General features: G+C 55.2%; 17 protein-coding genes and 1 pseudogene. 12 read left to right on the top strand and 6 right to left on the bottom strand.

The window, feature by feature from the left end; genetic code table 11:
• Nucleotides 1-36: 36 nt before the first annotated feature.
• Entirely contained in the window at nucleotides 37-516 is a 480-nt protein-coding gene (gene rpsI, locus N8E88_RS28925) for a 30S ribosomal protein S9 (RefSeq protein WP_112530868.1), read from the bottom strand.
• A 2-nt stretch (nucleotides 517-518) separates the two neighbouring features.
• Nucleotides 519-983 (bottom strand): 50S ribosomal protein L13, encoded by a 465-nt coding sequence (gene rplM / locus N8E88_RS28920; protein WP_112551331.1) that lies wholly within the window; start codon nucleotides 981-983, stop codon nucleotides 519-521.
• A gap of 442 nt (nucleotides 984-1,425) precedes the next feature.
• Here rplM and N8E88_RS28915 point away from each other — a divergent pair, with 442 nt between their 5' ends.
• Complete coding sequence (locus N8E88_RS28915; protein ID WP_262293535.1) at nucleotides 1,426-2,343, top strand: MBL fold metallo-hydrolase; 918 nt, start codon at nucleotides 1,426-1,428, stop codon at nucleotides 2,341-2,343.
• 107 nt (nucleotides 2,344-2,450) lie between these two features.
• Here the strand turns inward: N8E88_RS28915 and N8E88_RS28910 are convergent, their stop codons facing one another.
• Together N8E88_RS28910 and N8E88_RS28905 are read right to left on the bottom strand one after the other, a co-directional pair.
• The gene (locus tag N8E88_RS28910) at nucleotides 2,451-3,452 is read right to left on the bottom strand and encodes an NADP-dependent oxidoreductase (RefSeq protein ID WP_262293534.1); all 1,002 of its coding nucleotides are present in this window, start codon (nucleotides 3,450-3,452) and stop codon (nucleotides 2,451-2,453) included.
• A 60-nt stretch (nucleotides 3,453-3,512) separates the two neighbouring features.
• Nucleotides 3,513-4,328 carry an oxidoreductase gene (locus tag N8E88_RS28905; protein WP_262293533.1) on the bottom strand — a complete coding sequence of 272 codons (816 nt, stop codon included), beginning with the start codon at nucleotides 4,326-4,328 and terminating at the stop codon, nucleotides 3,513-3,515.
• 89 nt (nucleotides 4,329-4,417) lie between these two features.
• Between N8E88_RS28905 and N8E88_RS28900 the strand changes: the two genes are divergently transcribed.
• From N8E88_RS28900 to N8E88_RS28885, 4 genes are all read left to right on the top strand, one after another.
• Nucleotides 4,418-4,849 (top strand): winged helix-turn-helix transcriptional regulator, encoded by a 432-nt coding sequence (locus tag N8E88_RS28900; protein WP_262293532.1) that lies wholly within the window; start codon nucleotides 4,418-4,420, stop codon nucleotides 4,847-4,849.
• A 154-nt stretch (nucleotides 4,850-5,003) separates the two neighbouring features.
• The gene (locus N8E88_RS28895) at nucleotides 5,004-7,046 is read left to right on the top strand and encodes a S10 family serine carboxypeptidase-like protein (protein WP_262293531.1); all 2,043 of its coding nucleotides are present in this window, start codon (nucleotides 5,004-5,006) and stop codon (nucleotides 7,044-7,046) included.
• Between the two features lie 47 nt (nucleotides 7,047-7,093).
• Complete coding sequence (locus N8E88_RS28890; protein ID WP_262293530.1) at nucleotides 7,094-7,531, top strand: hypothetical protein; 438 nt, start codon at nucleotides 7,094-7,096, stop codon at nucleotides 7,529-7,531.
• Between the two features lie 31 nt (nucleotides 7,532-7,562).
• Nucleotides 7,563-7,994: a hypothetical protein gene (locus tag N8E88_RS28885; protein WP_262293529.1), complete on the top strand. Its 432-nt coding sequence runs from the start codon at nucleotides 7,563-7,565 to the stop codon at nucleotides 7,992-7,994.
• A gap of 9 nt (nucleotides 7,995-8,003) precedes the next feature.
• Here N8E88_RS28885 and N8E88_RS28880 read toward each other — a convergent pair whose 3' ends face one another.
• On the bottom strand, nucleotides 8,004-8,432 hold the full coding sequence (locus N8E88_RS28880) for a PaaI family thioesterase (protein WP_262293528.1): 429 nt from the start codon (nucleotides 8,430-8,432) through the stop codon (nucleotides 8,004-8,006).
• Between the two features lie 90 nt (nucleotides 8,433-8,522).
• Here N8E88_RS28880 and N8E88_RS28875 point away from each other — a divergent pair, with 90 nt between their 5' ends.
• The 5 genes and pseudogenes from N8E88_RS28875 (at nucleotide 8,523) to N8E88_RS28855 (ending at nucleotide 12,714) form a co-directional block, all read left to right on the top strand.
• On the top strand, nucleotides 8,523-9,071 hold the full coding sequence (locus N8E88_RS28875; protein WP_262293527.1) for a hypothetical protein: 549 nt from the start codon (nucleotides 8,523-8,525) through the stop codon (nucleotides 9,069-9,071).
• A 23-nt stretch (nucleotides 9,072-9,094) separates the two neighbouring features.
• Nucleotides 9,095-9,528: pseudogene (locus N8E88_RS28870) on the top strand (CoA-binding protein).
• Nucleotides 9,529-9,793: 265 nt separating this feature from the next.
• Nucleotides 9,794-11,077 carry an O-acetylhomoserine aminocarboxypropyltransferase gene (locus tag N8E88_RS28865; protein WP_262293526.1) on the top strand — a complete coding sequence of 428 codons (1,284 nt, stop codon included), beginning with the start codon at nucleotides 9,794-9,796 and terminating at the stop codon, nucleotides 11,075-11,077.
• Between the two features lie 4 nt (nucleotides 11,078-11,081).
• Nucleotides 11,082-11,426, top strand: coding sequence for a cupin domain-containing protein (locus N8E88_RS28860; RefSeq protein ID WP_262293525.1), 345 nt, complete (start codon nucleotides 11,082-11,084; stop codon nucleotides 11,424-11,426).
• Nucleotides 11,427-11,565: 139 nt separating this feature from the next.
• Complete coding sequence (locus N8E88_RS28855; RefSeq protein WP_262293524.1) at nucleotides 11,566-12,714, top strand: hypothetical protein; 1,149 nt, start codon at nucleotides 11,566-11,568, stop codon at nucleotides 12,712-12,714.
• 76 nt (nucleotides 12,715-12,790) lie between these two features.
• On the opposite strand, the gene N8E88_RS28850 is transcribed toward N8E88_RS28855, so the two are convergent.
• On the bottom strand, nucleotides 12,791-13,201 hold the full coding sequence (locus tag N8E88_RS28850; RefSeq protein WP_262293523.1) for a UCP034077 family protein: 411 nt from the start codon (nucleotides 13,199-13,201) through the stop codon (nucleotides 12,791-12,793).
• Nucleotides 13,202-13,379: 178 nt separating this feature from the next.
• Here N8E88_RS28850 and N8E88_RS28845 point away from each other — a divergent pair, with 178 nt between their 5' ends.
• Both N8E88_RS28845 and clpX read left to right on the top strand, forming a co-directional pair.
• A complete protein-coding gene (locus N8E88_RS28845) occupies nucleotides 13,380-14,009 on the top strand; it encodes an ATP-dependent Clp protease proteolytic subunit (RefSeq protein WP_262293522.1) in 630 nt (209 codons plus the stop codon).
• Between the two features lie 209 nt (nucleotides 14,010-14,218).
• Nucleotides 14,219-15,493 carry an ATP-dependent Clp protease ATP-binding subunit ClpX gene (gene clpX, locus N8E88_RS28840; RefSeq protein WP_114429271.1) on the top strand — a complete coding sequence of 425 codons (1,275 nt, stop codon included), beginning with the start codon at nucleotides 14,219-14,221 and terminating at the stop codon, nucleotides 15,491-15,493.
• Nucleotides 15,494-15,754 lie beyond the last annotated feature (261 nt).

The raw sequence follows: 15,754 nt of genomic DNA, 5'->3' as shown, positions 1-15,754 counted from the left end.
AGGCCCGCTTTCTGTTCGTGTCCATATAAAGCGATATTAGCGCTTCGAGAACTGGAACGAGCGACGGGCTTTCGCCTTGCCGTACTTCTTGCGTTCGACGACGCGGCTGTCGCGTGTCAGGAAGCCGCCCTTTTTCAGAACGCCGCGCAGTGCAGGTTCGAAATAGGTGAGGGCCTTGGAGATACCGTGACGAACGGCACCGGCCTGACCGGACAGACCACCACCGGCAACGGTAGCGATAACGTCGTACTGGCCGGCGCGGTTGGCAGCAACGATAGGCTGCTGCAGGATCATCTGCAGAACCGGACGGGCGAAATACTTGCCGTATTCCTTTTCGTTGATGACGATCTTGCCGGAACCTGGCTTGATCCAGACGCGGGCGACCGCATCCTTGCGCTTGCCGGTTGCGTAGGCACGGCCCTTGGCATCGAGCTTCTGGACATGAACCGGTGCAGCGGCCTGCGTCGGGGCGACGGCAGAGGTACCGAGTTCTGCGAGCGAGTTGAGCTCAGCCATTCTTATGCGCTCCTTTTGTTCTTGGAATTCAGCGCGCCGACGTCGAGGACTTCAGGTGCCTGAGCTTCATGTGGGTGGTTGGAACCGGCGTAAACGCGCAGGTTCTTCATCTGGCGACGGCCGAGCGGGCCACGGGGAACCATGCGCTCGACAGCCTTCTCAACGACGCGTTCCGGAAAACGGCCTTCGAGCAGCTGACGGGCAGTGCGTTCCTTGATGCCGCCGGGATGGCCGGTGTGCCAGTAATAAACCTTGTCGGTAAATTTCTTACCGGTGAGCGCAACCTTGTCGGCGTTGATGATGATGACATTGTCGCCATCGTCCACGTGCGGGGTGAAGGTTGCTTTGTGCTTGCCGCGCAGGATGTTGGCGACGATGGAAGCAAGACGGCCGACGACGAGACCTTCGGCGTCGATCAGGATCCACTTTTTCGTCACATCTGCCGGCTTCTGTGTGAAGGTAGCCATTGTGTTCGTCCTTGAGATCATCCTTCATAAAAGAAGGCTTTTCTTGTTGCTTGGGTTATGCGGATCGATGAAAATTCGCACAACAATGAAAAACGGCGGGAAACCCACCGCAGTCGAGGGTTTCAATAAAGGGGCCATGCGCTCGCGTCAAGTGACGAAATTTGCTGCGTACCAGAAATAACGAAGCAAATACAAATACTTATTGAAAAGGTATTATATTACCACACCTTTTTCGGCAGCGTGCTGCAACTGAATCGGCTGATCAGCCCGCCATCCCCGGCATCCACTCCGGTTATTGGACGCTTTCCGCAAACTGAATGGCACGACCTATACTGTGGTATGGCTCGCCCTATGCCTCGACCCCAATTTACCGCGAACTCGCCTCAACGTAGCTTCGTCGACGCCGTGTGTAAGGCGGCGGTCAGCAACACAGGAGGCAAACATGAACCTGCAACAAACTTCACACCCCGCTAGATCGGGCCCCGACGAGCTGGTTCCGTCGCGCTATGCGTTGAAGATCGGCGAGATCGACGTAATGGTGATCAGCGACGGGGTGCTACCGTTGCCAGGCAAGATGTTGGGCCACAACGCCGATGCCGCCGACCGGGCGGCTTGGCTCAACTACAATTTCCTGCCGACGGATAAGCTCGACTGGGGGCTGAACGTGGTTGTGGTGCGTAGCGGCGGCAAGACCATCCTCATCGATGCCGGGCTGGGAGACGACCCGAACTTGAACTTGCCGCGGGCCGGGCAGTTGGCCCATCGGCTGGAGGCCGCCGGCATCGATCTTGCGTCTGTGACGGACGTGGTGCTTACCCATATGCACATGGACCACATTGGTATGCTGCTCGTCGACGGGGTGAAGGACCAGCTGCGTCCTGACCTGAAAATCCACGTGGCGGCCGCCGAGGTCGAGTTCTGGACACATCCCGATTTCTCTCATGTGTCCATGCCGCAGGGGTTCCCGGATGCGCTTCGGGCCGCCGCCAAGCGGTTCGCGGAAGAGTACCGCAGCAATCTGCAGACATTCGAGGAGGAGTACGAGGTTGCGCCGGGGGTGGTCGTCACCCGCACCGGCGGGCATACCCCCGGACACAGCGTGGTGCGCCTCGCGTCCGGCGACGACCGGCTGATGTTCGCCGGCGACGCCGTGTTCGCGGTCGGGTTCGAGCATCCCGACTGGTTCAACGGCTTCGAACATGACCCCGAGGAGGCTGCCCGCGTTCGGGTCCGTCTCTTGCAAGAGCTGGCGGCGACCGGCGAGCTGCTGGTGGCCACCCACCTGCCATTCCCGTCGGTCGGCCATGTGGCGGTTGAAGGTGACGCCTTTCGTTGGGTGCCGATCTTCTGGGATTACTGACCTCTTGTCAGGTTAGGGCACACCGCGGCGCGTACCCATAGCGTTAATGGGTCCACGCCTTGGTTTCCTTCAGAGTAGGCTTCGGGAGACCCAAACCGTCGCTGGCGTCACTTCATCGCGACGACAACCTTCCCTTTTGCACGACCCGTTTCTACGTACGCCAGCGCCTCATTGGTCTTCTCGAACGGGAAGACCCTATCCACCACCGGTCGTATGGCACCTGCCTCGATCAGCGACGTGATATGACCAAGCTGCGCGCCGTTGGCCGTCATGAAGAGGAACGAATAGCTGATGCCTTGGCGTTTCGATTTTCTCCTGATGCCGAAACTCAGCAGCCGCATGATCAGTCGAAGCGGCCAGCCGAAACCGTTCGCCTTTGCGAAATCCGGGTCCGGCGGACCGGAAATCGAGATCAGTTTCCCGCCCGGCTTCAGCACGCCAAGGGATTTCTTCAACGTATCCGTTCCGAGGCTGTTCAGTACGACGTCGTACTCCCGCAGGATCTCCTCGAAGTTGTCTTTCTTGTAGTCGATCACGACATCTGCACCGAGACTTTTGACGAGATCGATATTTACCGTGCTTGTGGTCGTCGCCACATATGCCCCGAGATGCTTGGCAAGCTGGATCGCAATCGTGCCCACGCCGCCCGAGCCCGCATGGATCAGGACTTGCTGCCCCTTCTGCAAATCGGCCCGCTCGACAAGCACCTGCCAAGCTGTCAGCGCGACAAGCGGAATGGATGCGGCCTCTTCCATGGTCAGGTTGTTCGGCTTCAGCGCTACATCGGCCTCGTCCATGGCAATATACTCTGCAAATGTCCCGATGCGATCCTGCGCCGGGCGTGCATAGACCTCGTCACCGGGCTTGAACCGCCGGACATTGGCGCCGACGCGGACCACGACGCCCGCTACATCGTTACCGAGGATCAGCGGAAGCCGATATGGCAGGATGAGCTTGAACTCTCCATCCCTGATCTTGGTGTCCAGAACATTCACACTGGCCGCGTGAATCTCCACCATCACGTCATTCTCCCGCAGCTCCGGCTCCGGACTTTCCGTGAAACGCAGTGCCCCATCCTTCACATAGCGATCGATCAGGAATGATTTCATAGGAACTAACTTTCGTCTCGATAGTAGGCGGGCGAAGCCGAACGGCGACGCTGTCGGCGCTCACGCAGGAAGCCGGCTGAATTTTCGCAAGTTCTTGTCTACGAAAGACTCCGGCAGGAAGCGGCGTATAAACCGGACTTGCGCCGCTGCTTTGCCTGCAGTGTAGCGTCTTTTGGGCGATATCGCATTGGCGGCCCTTACCACCGCTGCGGCGACCACCTCGGGTGCATCACCCTTTTCAATGACGTCGCGCATCTGCTGCTCCGCATAGGCGCGGATAGTCTCATAGACGGGAAGCGGCTGGTCCGGCCGGGTGATGTTCTCTTCGAAGGATGTACGGGTCGCACCCGGCTCGACAAGCACAACGCGGATGCCTTGGGTTCGAACTTCGTGGTCGAGAGATTCCGAATAGCCCTCGATGGCGTGTTTGGTCGATGCGTAGAGGGCATTATAGGGAGCGGGAATGAGCCCGAGTATCGAACTCAGGTTGATAATTCGCCCCTTCTGCTGGCGTCGCATCACGGGCAGCACTGCATTCGTCATTCGCAGGACGCCGAACACGTTCACGTCGAACACAGCTTTCGCCTGAGCCGCAGAAGACTCTTCAGCGCCGCCGAGCAGCCCGATCCCGGCATTGTTGACCAGTAGATCGATCTGTCCGGTGCGGCTTAGAACATCATCGACCACCGCCTGTACCGATGCGTCATCGGTTACATCGCAGATCAGCATCGTGATCCCGTCCGGGGTATCGGACATCGGTTTCCGGCTTGTACCGAATACGCGATAGCCATCGCGCCGCAGCGCTTTTGCCGTTACCAGCCCGATGCCGGAGGAAGCGCCCGTTACCAGGGCGATGCGAGGGTGTGTCTTGCTCATTGCCTTTTTCTTTCATTTTGTCGTGGAACATTTATGCATGATCAGTTACTATGAATTTAGTAGTAAGTCACTATCAAAAAGATATCGACATGAAAAAACTTTCAAACCAGCCATGCCTGATCGCCCGCAGCCTCGCCCTTGTGGGGGATGCATGGAGTATGCTGATCATGCGCGATGCCCATACGGGCCTCACCCGTTTTGATGAATTCCGCAAGAGTCTCGGGATCGCGCCAACGATGCTGACGGCGCGGCTTTCAGCTCTGACCGAGGATGGACTACTGGAGAAACGCCGCTATTCCGAGCGTCCGCCACGGGACGAATATGTGCTGACGGAAGCCGGCCGCGACTTTCTGCCGGTCCTGTTTGCGATTGGCGCGTGGGGACGCAAGCATCGTAGCGGGGGCGAGGTGACCCGGTTCTTCGACGCCGAGACCGGAACGGAAATCGATCCGGTCACCATCGACCGCGAGACCGGCGCCCCGGTCGGAACGCGTGCCATTCGCATTGTCCTGGCCGAATAGTCGCTGCCCCGATGGGATGCTGGCACAGCATTGCTTAATAAAGAATCAGCATCAACTCTTGATGAGATAATAGGCAGTTCGCGACTTTCGTTGAATTGACCAAGTCTCTCTCAAATCCGCATAACGCAATTTTTGCGGATTTTTGTGAGGCGTAATGAATTTCAAATATTTAGTGCTATTCGCACTTCTTGGGCTGGCGGCTTGTAATGATACTCCGACCGATGTGGCGGACAACACGTTCTCCGATGCTGCCAATGCGCAGCTAGCTGCGCTGAACGACAAGGTTACCGGCCTCAGTACAAAGCTCGCCGACTCCCAGACAAAGCTCGACCAGCTCAACGGCCGGATTGGTTCTACGGATGCCGGGATAGGTCCAGTCTCGGCGAAGATTGACGCGCTTACCGCGCAGGTCAAGGGCCTCAGCGACAGCGCAAACGCCTCAAGTCAGACCATTTTGCGCCTCTCCGGCGATGGCACGACGGAAAAGCCGGGCGAGATTGCCGAGGCGAGGGGTGCCCTTGCCAAGTTGATCGGTGAAAAGGCGGACCCTGCGACAATTGCCGGGGCGGAAAAGCGGCTCGATGATCTCAAGGCCGAGCTGAAGAAGGCCACCGACGGCTTGAGCAATGCGCAAGATCAAATGACGCTGCTGACGGGCGAGGGTACGCCCGAAAGGCCGGGGATTGCCAAACTGACCTCGCTCCTGGCGGCGCTCGATGCGGCGGATGACTCGGGCGCGATCCAGAAGGCGAGAACCAAACTCACCAAGCTGACGGAGGATGCGAACAAGATCGCCGGTATCCTGGACGATGCAGAGCGGCGACTGGCAAAGCTGAGCGGTGACGGAACTGAAAAAGACCCCGGCGACATTGGCAAAGCCTTGGCGAAACTCACAATCGCCGAGACCGCGGTCAAGGCGGCCGAGGATAGGTTGGCTGCGCTTTTGGGCAATGGCACCGCACAAAATCCGGGGCTGATCGCCAAGGCCCGGGACGAACTTGCCGTTCTGACAGACAAAAGCGAGGCCTTGCGCGAGACGTTGCGGCTGCAGACAGCGCGGGCCAAGGCTCTGGATCTGAAAACGCAAGGCAAGGTCACCGAGGCAGCATCGGTTCTCAAAGAGATCGGGCTAATAAGCGAGGCCGCCGAAATATTTACCAATGCTGGCAGGGATGAAGATGCCTACAAGCTCTATGCGCCGGAGGATTATAAGTTCAACGCCAAGGATCACCCATTGCCTTCCAGTCCGCAGGTGAGCGAGACCCCATCCGTCATGCGGCATTCGATGACCCTGAACGGCAAAAAAGTCTGGTTTACGGCCAAAGCCGGCCACACTATCGCTTATGGCCAGAAAGACCCGGTGACCGGCAAGAAGGATCCCAAGGCCGCGATCTTTTACATGTCCTATACGCGTGATGACCTGCCGCATGAAAACCGCCCCGTAACATTCCTGTTCAACGGTGGCCCCGGCTATGCCTCTGTCTTCCTGCACATGGCGGCCTATGCACCAAAACGGATCGTCATCAACGTACCCTTCATGGCACGCAAGTTGGCGGATAACCCATTTCCTTTGATAGACAATCAGGAGACGCTTCTCGATGGTAGCGATCTTGTTTTTGTCGATCCGGTTACGACCGGTTTTTCCACTGCCATCGCCCCGCACAAAAACGCGGATTTCTCCGATGCGCAAACGGATGCCGAGATCGTACGGGATTTCGTCACCAGTTATTCCAACAAAAACAATCGGCAGAGCTCGCCCAAATATCTCTACGGCGAATCCTGGGGTGGTGCCCGTGTTGCACTTGCAGCCGCATTGATGGAGGATGCGGGGACGAGCAATTACGATCCGGATCCGACGGGAAAGCCGGTAAAAGTGCTTTCTGGGGTCATGCTCGGGGCACCTTCATTGTCGGGAAACTCCTGCGCTTGCAGCACCAATCTCCCAACGCAGGCAATGACTTCGGAGTTTTTTCAAAAACCGGAAACGAGTTGGCGGGGTGCCCGCACTATCGATCAATATGCGGACTATATAAGACAGTTCGTTACAACGACTTACACGCCCAACCTCAAAGCCTATCTTGAAGCCAAGGGCAATCCCGGTTCATTGGCAAAACTGCAACCGGCGTTGGACGAATTTCGTAATATCGCCGCAAATCAGATTTTGACATGGGGCGATTTTGCTTCCGGTAACATTTGACCAACGTGCCTGCGGCTCGATACAGCAACAAGAGATTCGATACCCGGATGCTCGCCGATGACTATGACCCTGATTATTTTGACGATACCGTTCTGGGTAACGGCGTGAAGCGCCTGCTTCCAACGTTTTTGAATTATTTTTCCAGAGGTTCGGACAAGGCGGACGGTACCGCGAAGGACTATATAGTGTACGGCACGTACATATCTGACGGCACGCGTGGTAAAGGCGGCGTTGCCGACCTTACCTCCGCGCTTAGCGCCGATCCGCATTTGAAGATCATGGCGCTGCATGGCTATTATGATATGGCGACGCCCTTCTTTACTACCGAAACACAATTGCAGCTTGCCGGATTGGACAAGGTCATCCCGGTACATGTGTTTGCGAGCGGGCATATGAACTACTATGTGGAGGCTGCCCGTCCGCTATTCAAAAAAGTCTTCGACGAATTTTATGCGCGTGTTCCAGCAACAGCGGCGACCAATTGATCGAACCAATCTTCAGAAAACGGATTTGAAAATGAAAAAATATTATCGATCATGGGCCTTTTTGGTCAGTGCCTTCGCCGTGACAGCACTTGTAACGTCTGTTCAAGCCTTTCCGACAGGACCGGTTGGCGTGCAAGGCGCAATACCGCAGCAGCAAAATCTGTTGCGGATAGGAGACGGACCGAGATTTCCTCTGCCGAAGGAGACTACGCAACCTCCGGTGCAGGAAATCATCGATGCAAAACTGCAAGCGCGTTTCGATGCGGCAACCGCCCGCTCCAACCACCTGTTGACCGCAAAAACCGCTCACGCGGCGAGTTGGGGCTTCGTTGCCGATCATTTTGCCGGGATTGACAAGAACAAGGATGGCTATGCCACGTTGAGCGAGATTTCGGCCTTCCTCGATGCCCGCTCGCCGGTGAAAAGGAAAGCCGCGGAAAAATCCATTCGGTTGGTTGAATGAGGCCCGTTGCTATGTTCTCGGCGGGATCGAATAAGTCGCAGTTGCGTGCGCTACAAGCTCGCTTGTTGAACCGCCTGTCATGGAAATCTCGACAATGGCGAGACGCTTGCCGAGTTTGAGAATTGTTGCCTTGGCATCGACAGGTCCCGATTCCGGTTTGCGCAGGAAATTGATATTGAGGTTCGTTGTCACGGCGAGGGCCACCGGCCCGATCTGCGCGAGGATCGCGACATAGGCGGTGATATCGGCCAGCGCGAACAATGTTGGCCCGGAGACCGTCCCGCCCGGCCGCAAATGCCGGTCTGACGGATCGAGCCGCATGGACGCAAAACCTTCGCCGGCGCCAGTCACCGTGAAGGCCATTCCTTCGGCATTCACCTGTGGAAATTCGCGTTCCAGAAAGGAGGTCAACGCCCGTACGTCCATCGCTATAGCCATAAAATCCATCCCTTGCTGTTTTTTCTTTACACTTAAATGTTAAACTCGCCGCTCCTATTTCCACATCGTCTTTTCAAGACGGAGGACGTTATGAAACCGCCTGGATTGGTCGCAGCATGCTGCGTTTTTGCGCTTGCCTATGCGGGAACTATCGCGACACAGACGACACCAACCCCGATACAAGCTGTTCAGACGTTCAGTCTCCCGGAGCGGCCGGTGTCTCTGACTGAGGATACGATCAAACGTTTCCTTTTTGGTTTTGCGCCCGTGGCTGCGACAGTACGCGAAGTGGACGGCAGGGGGGAGGCCGCGGAGCGAACGGTGGTTCTCGATGTGAAAGCAGCCGAATATGGTTTTGCCAGCTTCTCGGATTGGGTGAATACGACCAATACGATCATGGTGACCTATCATTGGGCGACCAACCCCGATCCGCGCGCCGACGTGGAGAAAGCGATCGCCGCAATTCCTTCCATGTCAAATCTTTCCGATCAGGAAAAGGCTGATATGATCGCGGGATTGAAAGCCGGGCTGGCCAAGGTTGAGAATGCAAAACCCACACCCGAGAACATGGCGATTGTCCAGAAGCATTTGCGCACGCTGAAACCATTCTATGAACTTTGGGCGGCGCCGCCCGGGTAAACGGAAACAGGAAATTCGTGCTGATGCAGGAACATGACTACTATTCCGACGACTATATTCGCGAGATTCTCTCTTCGGTCAGAACCATCGCCTTGACCGGCGCTTCGCCTAACGAAATGCGGCCGAGTTTTTCGGTGATGAGATTTCTTCTCGGCCAGCGATATCATGTCATCCCGGTCAATCCGGGGCAGGCGGGAAAGACCATTCTTGGCCAACTGGTCTATGCACGGCTCGTCGACATTCCAGAGCCGATCGACATGGTGGATGTCTTCCGCAACTCGTCTGCCGTTCCGGGTGTGGTGAGGCCTTGGCACTCGAACCGCTGCCGCGGGTGATCTGGACTCAGCTCGGTGTTTGGGATGAGGCCGCGGCGCGCAAGGCGGAAGCAGCCGGGATCCAGGTCGTGATGAACCGGTGCCCGGCCATCGAAATTCCCCGGCTTGGCATGCGTGTCTAGGAAGGGATTTTCCCGCCCCGGTCGTTTCATTTTCGTCGGGCGCTGAAAAATGAAATGCCTGGGTGCCGTTCCGGTACAAGAGTTGAACGATTTTCGGCGATTCTGATGCAAGAAGTGTCGATCCCTATGCACGAAACCCCGAAACTGGCACAAGAATCTCAATCGTCAGCTGTAATTAGATTGTCCTTGGTTGCGAAAATGCGCTCTTGGCCCCAGCATCGCTATCCCATAGCCTAGCGGTAAGGTTGGCAACAGGAGGACAAACATGGCGCATCGGGCCCCCGGAATCGAAACATTGGCGGTCCACGCCGGCGCCAGGCCCGACCCTGAAACGGGCGCGCGGGTAACGCCGATCTATCAAACGACGGCGTTCGTCTTCGATGACGCGGATCATGCGGCGTCTCTTTTTGGCCTGAAGGCTTTCGGCAATATCTACAGCCGAATCACCAATCCAACCAATGCGGTATTGGAAGAACGTGTCGCGGCACTTGAAGGTGGAACCGCCGCGCTGGCGGTTGCATCCGGTCACGCGGCACAATTTCTGATATTCCATACATTGATGCAGCCTGGGGATAACTTCGTCTCGTCCAACAAGCTTTATGGCGGGTCTATCAACCAGTTCGGCCATTCCTTCAAGTCATTCGATTGGCATGTGCGCTGGGCAGACGGAAGTGATCCCGCAGCATTCGAGGCGCAGATCGATAGCCGGACCCGCGCTATCTTCGTCGAGAGCATCGCCAACCCCGGCGGCATCATCACCGACATCGAAGCCATCGCAGAAATCGCCCATCGGCATGGCCTTCCATTGATCGTCGACAATACGCTGGCGTCGCCATATCTGATCCGACCAATCGACTATGGCGCTGATATCATTGTACATTCCGCGACGAAGTTCCTCGGCGGCCACGGCAATTCTATGGGTGGGATCATTGTCGATTGCGGTACGTTCGACTGGTCGAAATCTGGAAACTACCCCCTGCTGTCGCAACCGCGTCCCGAATATAATGGGGTGGTGTTGCACGAAACCTTTGGCAATTTCGCCTTTGCCATCGCCTGCCGCGTGCTCGGTCTGCGCGATCTCGGTCCAGCGCTCTCGCCGTTCAATGCCTTCCAGCTCCTGACCGGCATCGAAACCTTGCCGCTGCGCATGCAGCGCCATTGTGACAACGCGCTTGAGGTCGCCAAGTGGTTGAAACAAAATGATAAAGTGGGTTGGATCAGCTATGCGGGATTAGCAGACGATCCCTATAACGAGCTGCAGCAGAAGTATTCGCCGAGGGGTGCGGGCTCAGTTTTTACCTTTGGTTTGAAGGGTGGCTACGACGCCGGCGTCAAGCTCGTCGAGCATCTGGAACTCTTCTCGCACCTTGCCAATATCGGAGATACGCGATCGCTCGTCATTCACCCTGCCTCGACGACGCACCGGCAACTCAGCGACGACCAGAAGATCGCGGCCGGAGCTGGTCCCGATGTGGTGCGGCTTTCGATCGGCATCGAGAACGTCGCCGATATAATCTCCGATTTGGATCAGGCACTGGCAAAAGTATAAGCCTATGACAAATATAGTGAAAATCGATTTCGGCAGCATTGATCCCGAGCATGGCGAGCCAGCTCGGGATCGCATTGTTTCGGGCGATCCGAAATTCCGAACATGGAATTGCGATGAAGCCGAAGGCGGAATCTACGCGGGAATTTGGGAGGCTACGCCCGGCAAATGGCGTATCGCCTATGATGAATGGGAGTTCTGCCACATCCTTTCCGGGCGTTCGATCATCACGGAGGAGGGCGGCGACGAACGGCATGTCGAGGCGGGTGACAGTTTCGTGCTGCGCCCCGGTTTCCGCGGAACATGGGAAGTGCTCGAGACGACGCGCAAGGAATATGTGATCCGGCTTTGATCCGGCCACTTGTCATACAGGCTTCATATTTTTCATATATCGGGTGATCATTGTATGGAAAACTGAAGTATTTAAATTATAGACGTTTGGTATATTCATATCAAGAGTTTACCATTTATATTGGATTATATTACATATTATGCGCCATATTATTTATAGATTACTGTTTGCCCTCACCATCTTCTTTTCTGGTTCCTTTGCAAGAGCAGCAGACTGGCCTTCGGAAATTCCTTCCGGCAAACTCCCCGCCAATGCCGGCCACCTTCAGGGGCTGGCGGTCGACGCTGCCAACAAGGTCTTATATCGCTCATTTACAAATGCGCTGGTCAAGACCGACCTTGAAGGTAAAATCCTGGGAAGCGTGATCGGTCTGACTGGCCATTTGGGCGATATAGCCTTTTATAACGGAAAAATTTATGGATCTTTGGAGTATAAGGCAAAAAAATCCTTCTACATTGCGATATTCGATGCCAATTTGATCGATAAGATCGGTATGAATGCCGAGACTGACGACGTAATGAAAACCGTCTATCTGAAGGAGGTCGTGAAAGACTTCACTACAGATTTGACTCCAGAGAACAAAACGCCTGTTGATTTCTCGGATAAAGCCGACAGTCCCGATCATCGATATGGGTGCAGTGGGATTGATGGTGTTGCCTTTGGCCCAGCGTTTGACCCGGCAGCCGTTGAGTCGGCCGGTGTGAAAAAGACCATGCTTACCGTTGGTTATGGAGTATACAGCAATGTCAGGCGCAAAGACAATGATCACCAAGTTTTGTTGCAATATGACGTGACGAAATGGGACGATTATGCCCGGCCGCTCAAGCAATCTGCACCTCACGAGAGCGGGCCCGAAAACGTTGATGGCAAATATTTCGTTTACACCGGAAATACGAGTTTCGGAGTGCAGAACTTGGAATATGACGAAACTACAAATTACTGGTTCTTGGCTGTATATAAGGGGCTGAAACCAAAATTTCCGAACTACAAGCTTTTCCTCATCGACGGCGATGTTGTTCCCACGGTGGCGGTCATTTCCGGTCAGCCCAAAGTCAATGGAAAAGAGGAAGAAGGTCAATTACTGCCACTGGCAGCGTTAGGACGTTACCACAAGGAAACCGGAATCTTCGGCATGGACTCTGATGGAGCCTACGGCATGGCTAAATTGGATGATGGCAGGTTTTACCTTGCTCCGAACGGTTCGAATTCAGCAGTGTTGCGAAAGTGGACAGGTAAATGTCCGATTCCGTTCGAGGGTACAGGGCAAGCGATACAGTTGCTGCAATAAGGCTGATTCCCGCGGAACCTGGGAAGTGCTCGAGACGACGCGCAAAGGAATATGTGATCAGGTTATAAGCCAAGCGTCAGCTTTCGCTCGCGGACGTGAATAAAAGCGCCAAAGGTCGTCCAGCGATCGCCCCTCCCATACTATCGGTTAGTGGCAGAGGAACAACTTTGTCCAACGCCTCGATAACTGACGCAACAAAAACTCTTTTTTTGAAATCATCGCCTGACAAATTCGAATAGGTCGCCACAGGTTTCCCGATCAAAGTTCCATCGCGACGCAAAGAAAATCGCAACGTTATCGCCATCCCGTTGCTGTCAGCCGGTGGCTGCCAACAGGCGTAAAGTGCGGACCACATTTCATCAAGGGAATTGATTGCTTGCCGTTTGTCGCACTCGGAGTCTTGAGCAATAGCATTCGTCGATAAGCTACTCAGCGTTATACAAACCAGAACTAAAAATCCAAACTTTCTGCCATTGAAAATGAACAAGATACACCTCCGAAACGTGCGCCTCAAAACACCATGCTAGGTTCGGAAGTTTGGTAAGACAAGGTTCATGCGTTTGAACATCTTGCGAAACCGGGTGGCGACGCCCTATGTATCGGTTAGTCTTCCACGAATCTGGGGCGGTTAAGCCCCTTATTCTCCAAAACGCTGAGGCCCACCGATGAGAGACCCAATCGAAACAGCTATGAATCTCGTGCCAATGGTCGTCGAACAGACCAATCGGGGCGAGCGGGCCTATGATATTTTTTCGCGCCTGCTGAAAGAACGCATCATCTTCATAACCGGACCGATCGAGGACGGCATGGCGACGCTTGTCTGCGCGCAGCTGCTTTTCCTTGAGTCGGAGAATCCGAAAAAAGAAATCAACATGTATATCAACTCGCCGGGCGGTGTCGTCACCTCCGGCATGGCAATCTACGATACGATGCAGTTTATCCGGCCGGCCGTGTCGACGCTCTGCTTCGGTCAGGCTGCATCCATGGGGTCGCTGCTTCTGACCGCCGGCGAGAAGGACATGCGTTTCGTTCTTCCCAATGCTCGCATCATGCTGCATCAGCCATCGGGTGGCTTCCAGGGACAGGCGTCAGATATCGAGCGTCATGCCCAGGATATCATCAAGTTGAAGCGCCGCCTGAACGAGATTTATGTCAAGCATACCGGCCGCGACTACGACTCGATCGAACGTACTCTCGATCGCGATCATTTCATGACTGCGCAGGAATCACTCGAGTTCGGCCTGATCGACAAGGTGCTTGAATCGCGTGCTGTGCTCGAAGGTGACACTAAGTAACCGGCTAAATCGTCCATCGGGGTCAAAAATGAAGTTTTTTTGACCCTGATGCGGACTTTCTGCCACATATGCGGCTTGCATAGAGCGGAGCAGACGTTACGTTAAGCCATTGGTGAGTTAGAGAAGCCTATTCTACGAATGACTATTCACTTCCACCTGAGGAAGTGGCGGACCCGGGAGAGCGGGACCGATACTGAAAGGAAACTGCAATGAGCAAAGTCAGCAACGGCGGCGGCGATTCCAAGAATACGCTATATTGCTCGTTTTGCGGGAAGAGCCAGCATGAAGTTCGCAAGCTGATTGCGGGCCCGACTGTTTTCATCTGCGATGAATGTGTCGAATTGTGCATGGACATCATCCGCGAGGAAAATAAATCCTCGATGGTGAAATCCCGTGAAGGCGTCCCGACGCCGCAGGAAATCATGGCTGTTCTCGATGATTATGTCATCGGGCAGAACCATGCCAAGCGTGTTCTCTCCGTCGCGGTGCACAACCACTACAAACGGTTGGCCCACGCGTCGAAAAACAATGAAGTCGAACTTGCGAAGTCCAACATCCTTCTCGTTGGGCCAACCGGTTGCGGCAAGACATATCTGGCACAATCCCTTGCGCGCATCATCGACGTGCCGTTTACGATGGCAGACGCGACGACGCTGACGGAAGCGGGTTATGTCGGCGAGGATGTCGAAAACATCATTCTGAAACTGCTGCAGTCGGCTGACTACAACGTCGAACGGGCACAGCGCGGGATCGTCTACATCGACGAAGTCGACAAGATCAGCCGTAAATCGGACAATCCGTCCATTACACGCGACGTGTCGGGCGAGGGCGTTCAGCAAGCGCTGTTAAAGATCATGGAAGGCACCGTTGCTTCCGTGCCGCCGCAGGGTGGTCGCAAGCATCCCCAGCAGGAATTCCTGCAGGTGGACACGACGAACATCCTGTTCATCTGTGGTGGCGCTTTTGCGGGTCTCGACAAGATCATCTCGGCCCGCGGTGAAAAGACGTCCATCGGCTTCAGTGCTGCGGTCAAGGCCCCAGACGATCGCCGCGTCGGCGCGATCTTCCGCGAACTTGAACCCGAAGATTTGCTGAAATTCGGTCTTATCCCCGAATTCGTTGGTCGTCTGCCCGTGATCGCGACACTCGAGGATCTCGATGAGGTCGCGCTGGTGCAGATTCTATCCGAACCGAAGAACGCTCTGGTCAAGCAGTATCAGCGCTTGTTCGACATGGAAAACGTCGAGTTGACGTTCCATGAGGATGCGTTGAAGGCCATTGCCAAGCGGGCGATTGCTCGAAAGACCGGTGCGCGGGGACTGCGATCGATCATGGAGAAGATTCTTCTCGACACGATGTATGAGTTGCCAACGCTTGACGGCGTCCAGGAGGTGGTGATCTCCGGTGACGTCGTGGAAGGCAGCTCGAGGCCTCTGTATATCTATGCCGAGCGTAAGGAAGAAAAAGGCAATGTTTCCGCGTAGGGCATCGGAAATAGGGCACTGTAACGGCAAGGCTCCGCGTCTCGCGGAGCTTTTCTGTTTTGTATTAGGGTCGAATTCTGTGCATGGCATTGCAAGCGATTGCACTCGGACTGTCGTGAGCGCAGGATAGATTACGATTCTGTGAATGAGCTTGGAGTATGGGTGCTTGAAACAAGCGGACTTCCACTCCAAGTAAGTGTTAAGCTGCATAACTGGTAGTACGCCGCTCAATGCATGCGCCCCCAAAATGGATCTTTGGAT

Source organism: Phyllobacterium zundukense, assembly GCF_025452195.1.
Classification (GTDB): Bacteria; Pseudomonadota; Alphaproteobacteria; order Rhizobiales; family Rhizobiaceae; genus Phyllobacterium; species Phyllobacterium zundukense_A.
Note: the sequence above shows the minus strand (reverse complement) of the source record. Positions and strands in the feature narration are given on the sequence as shown.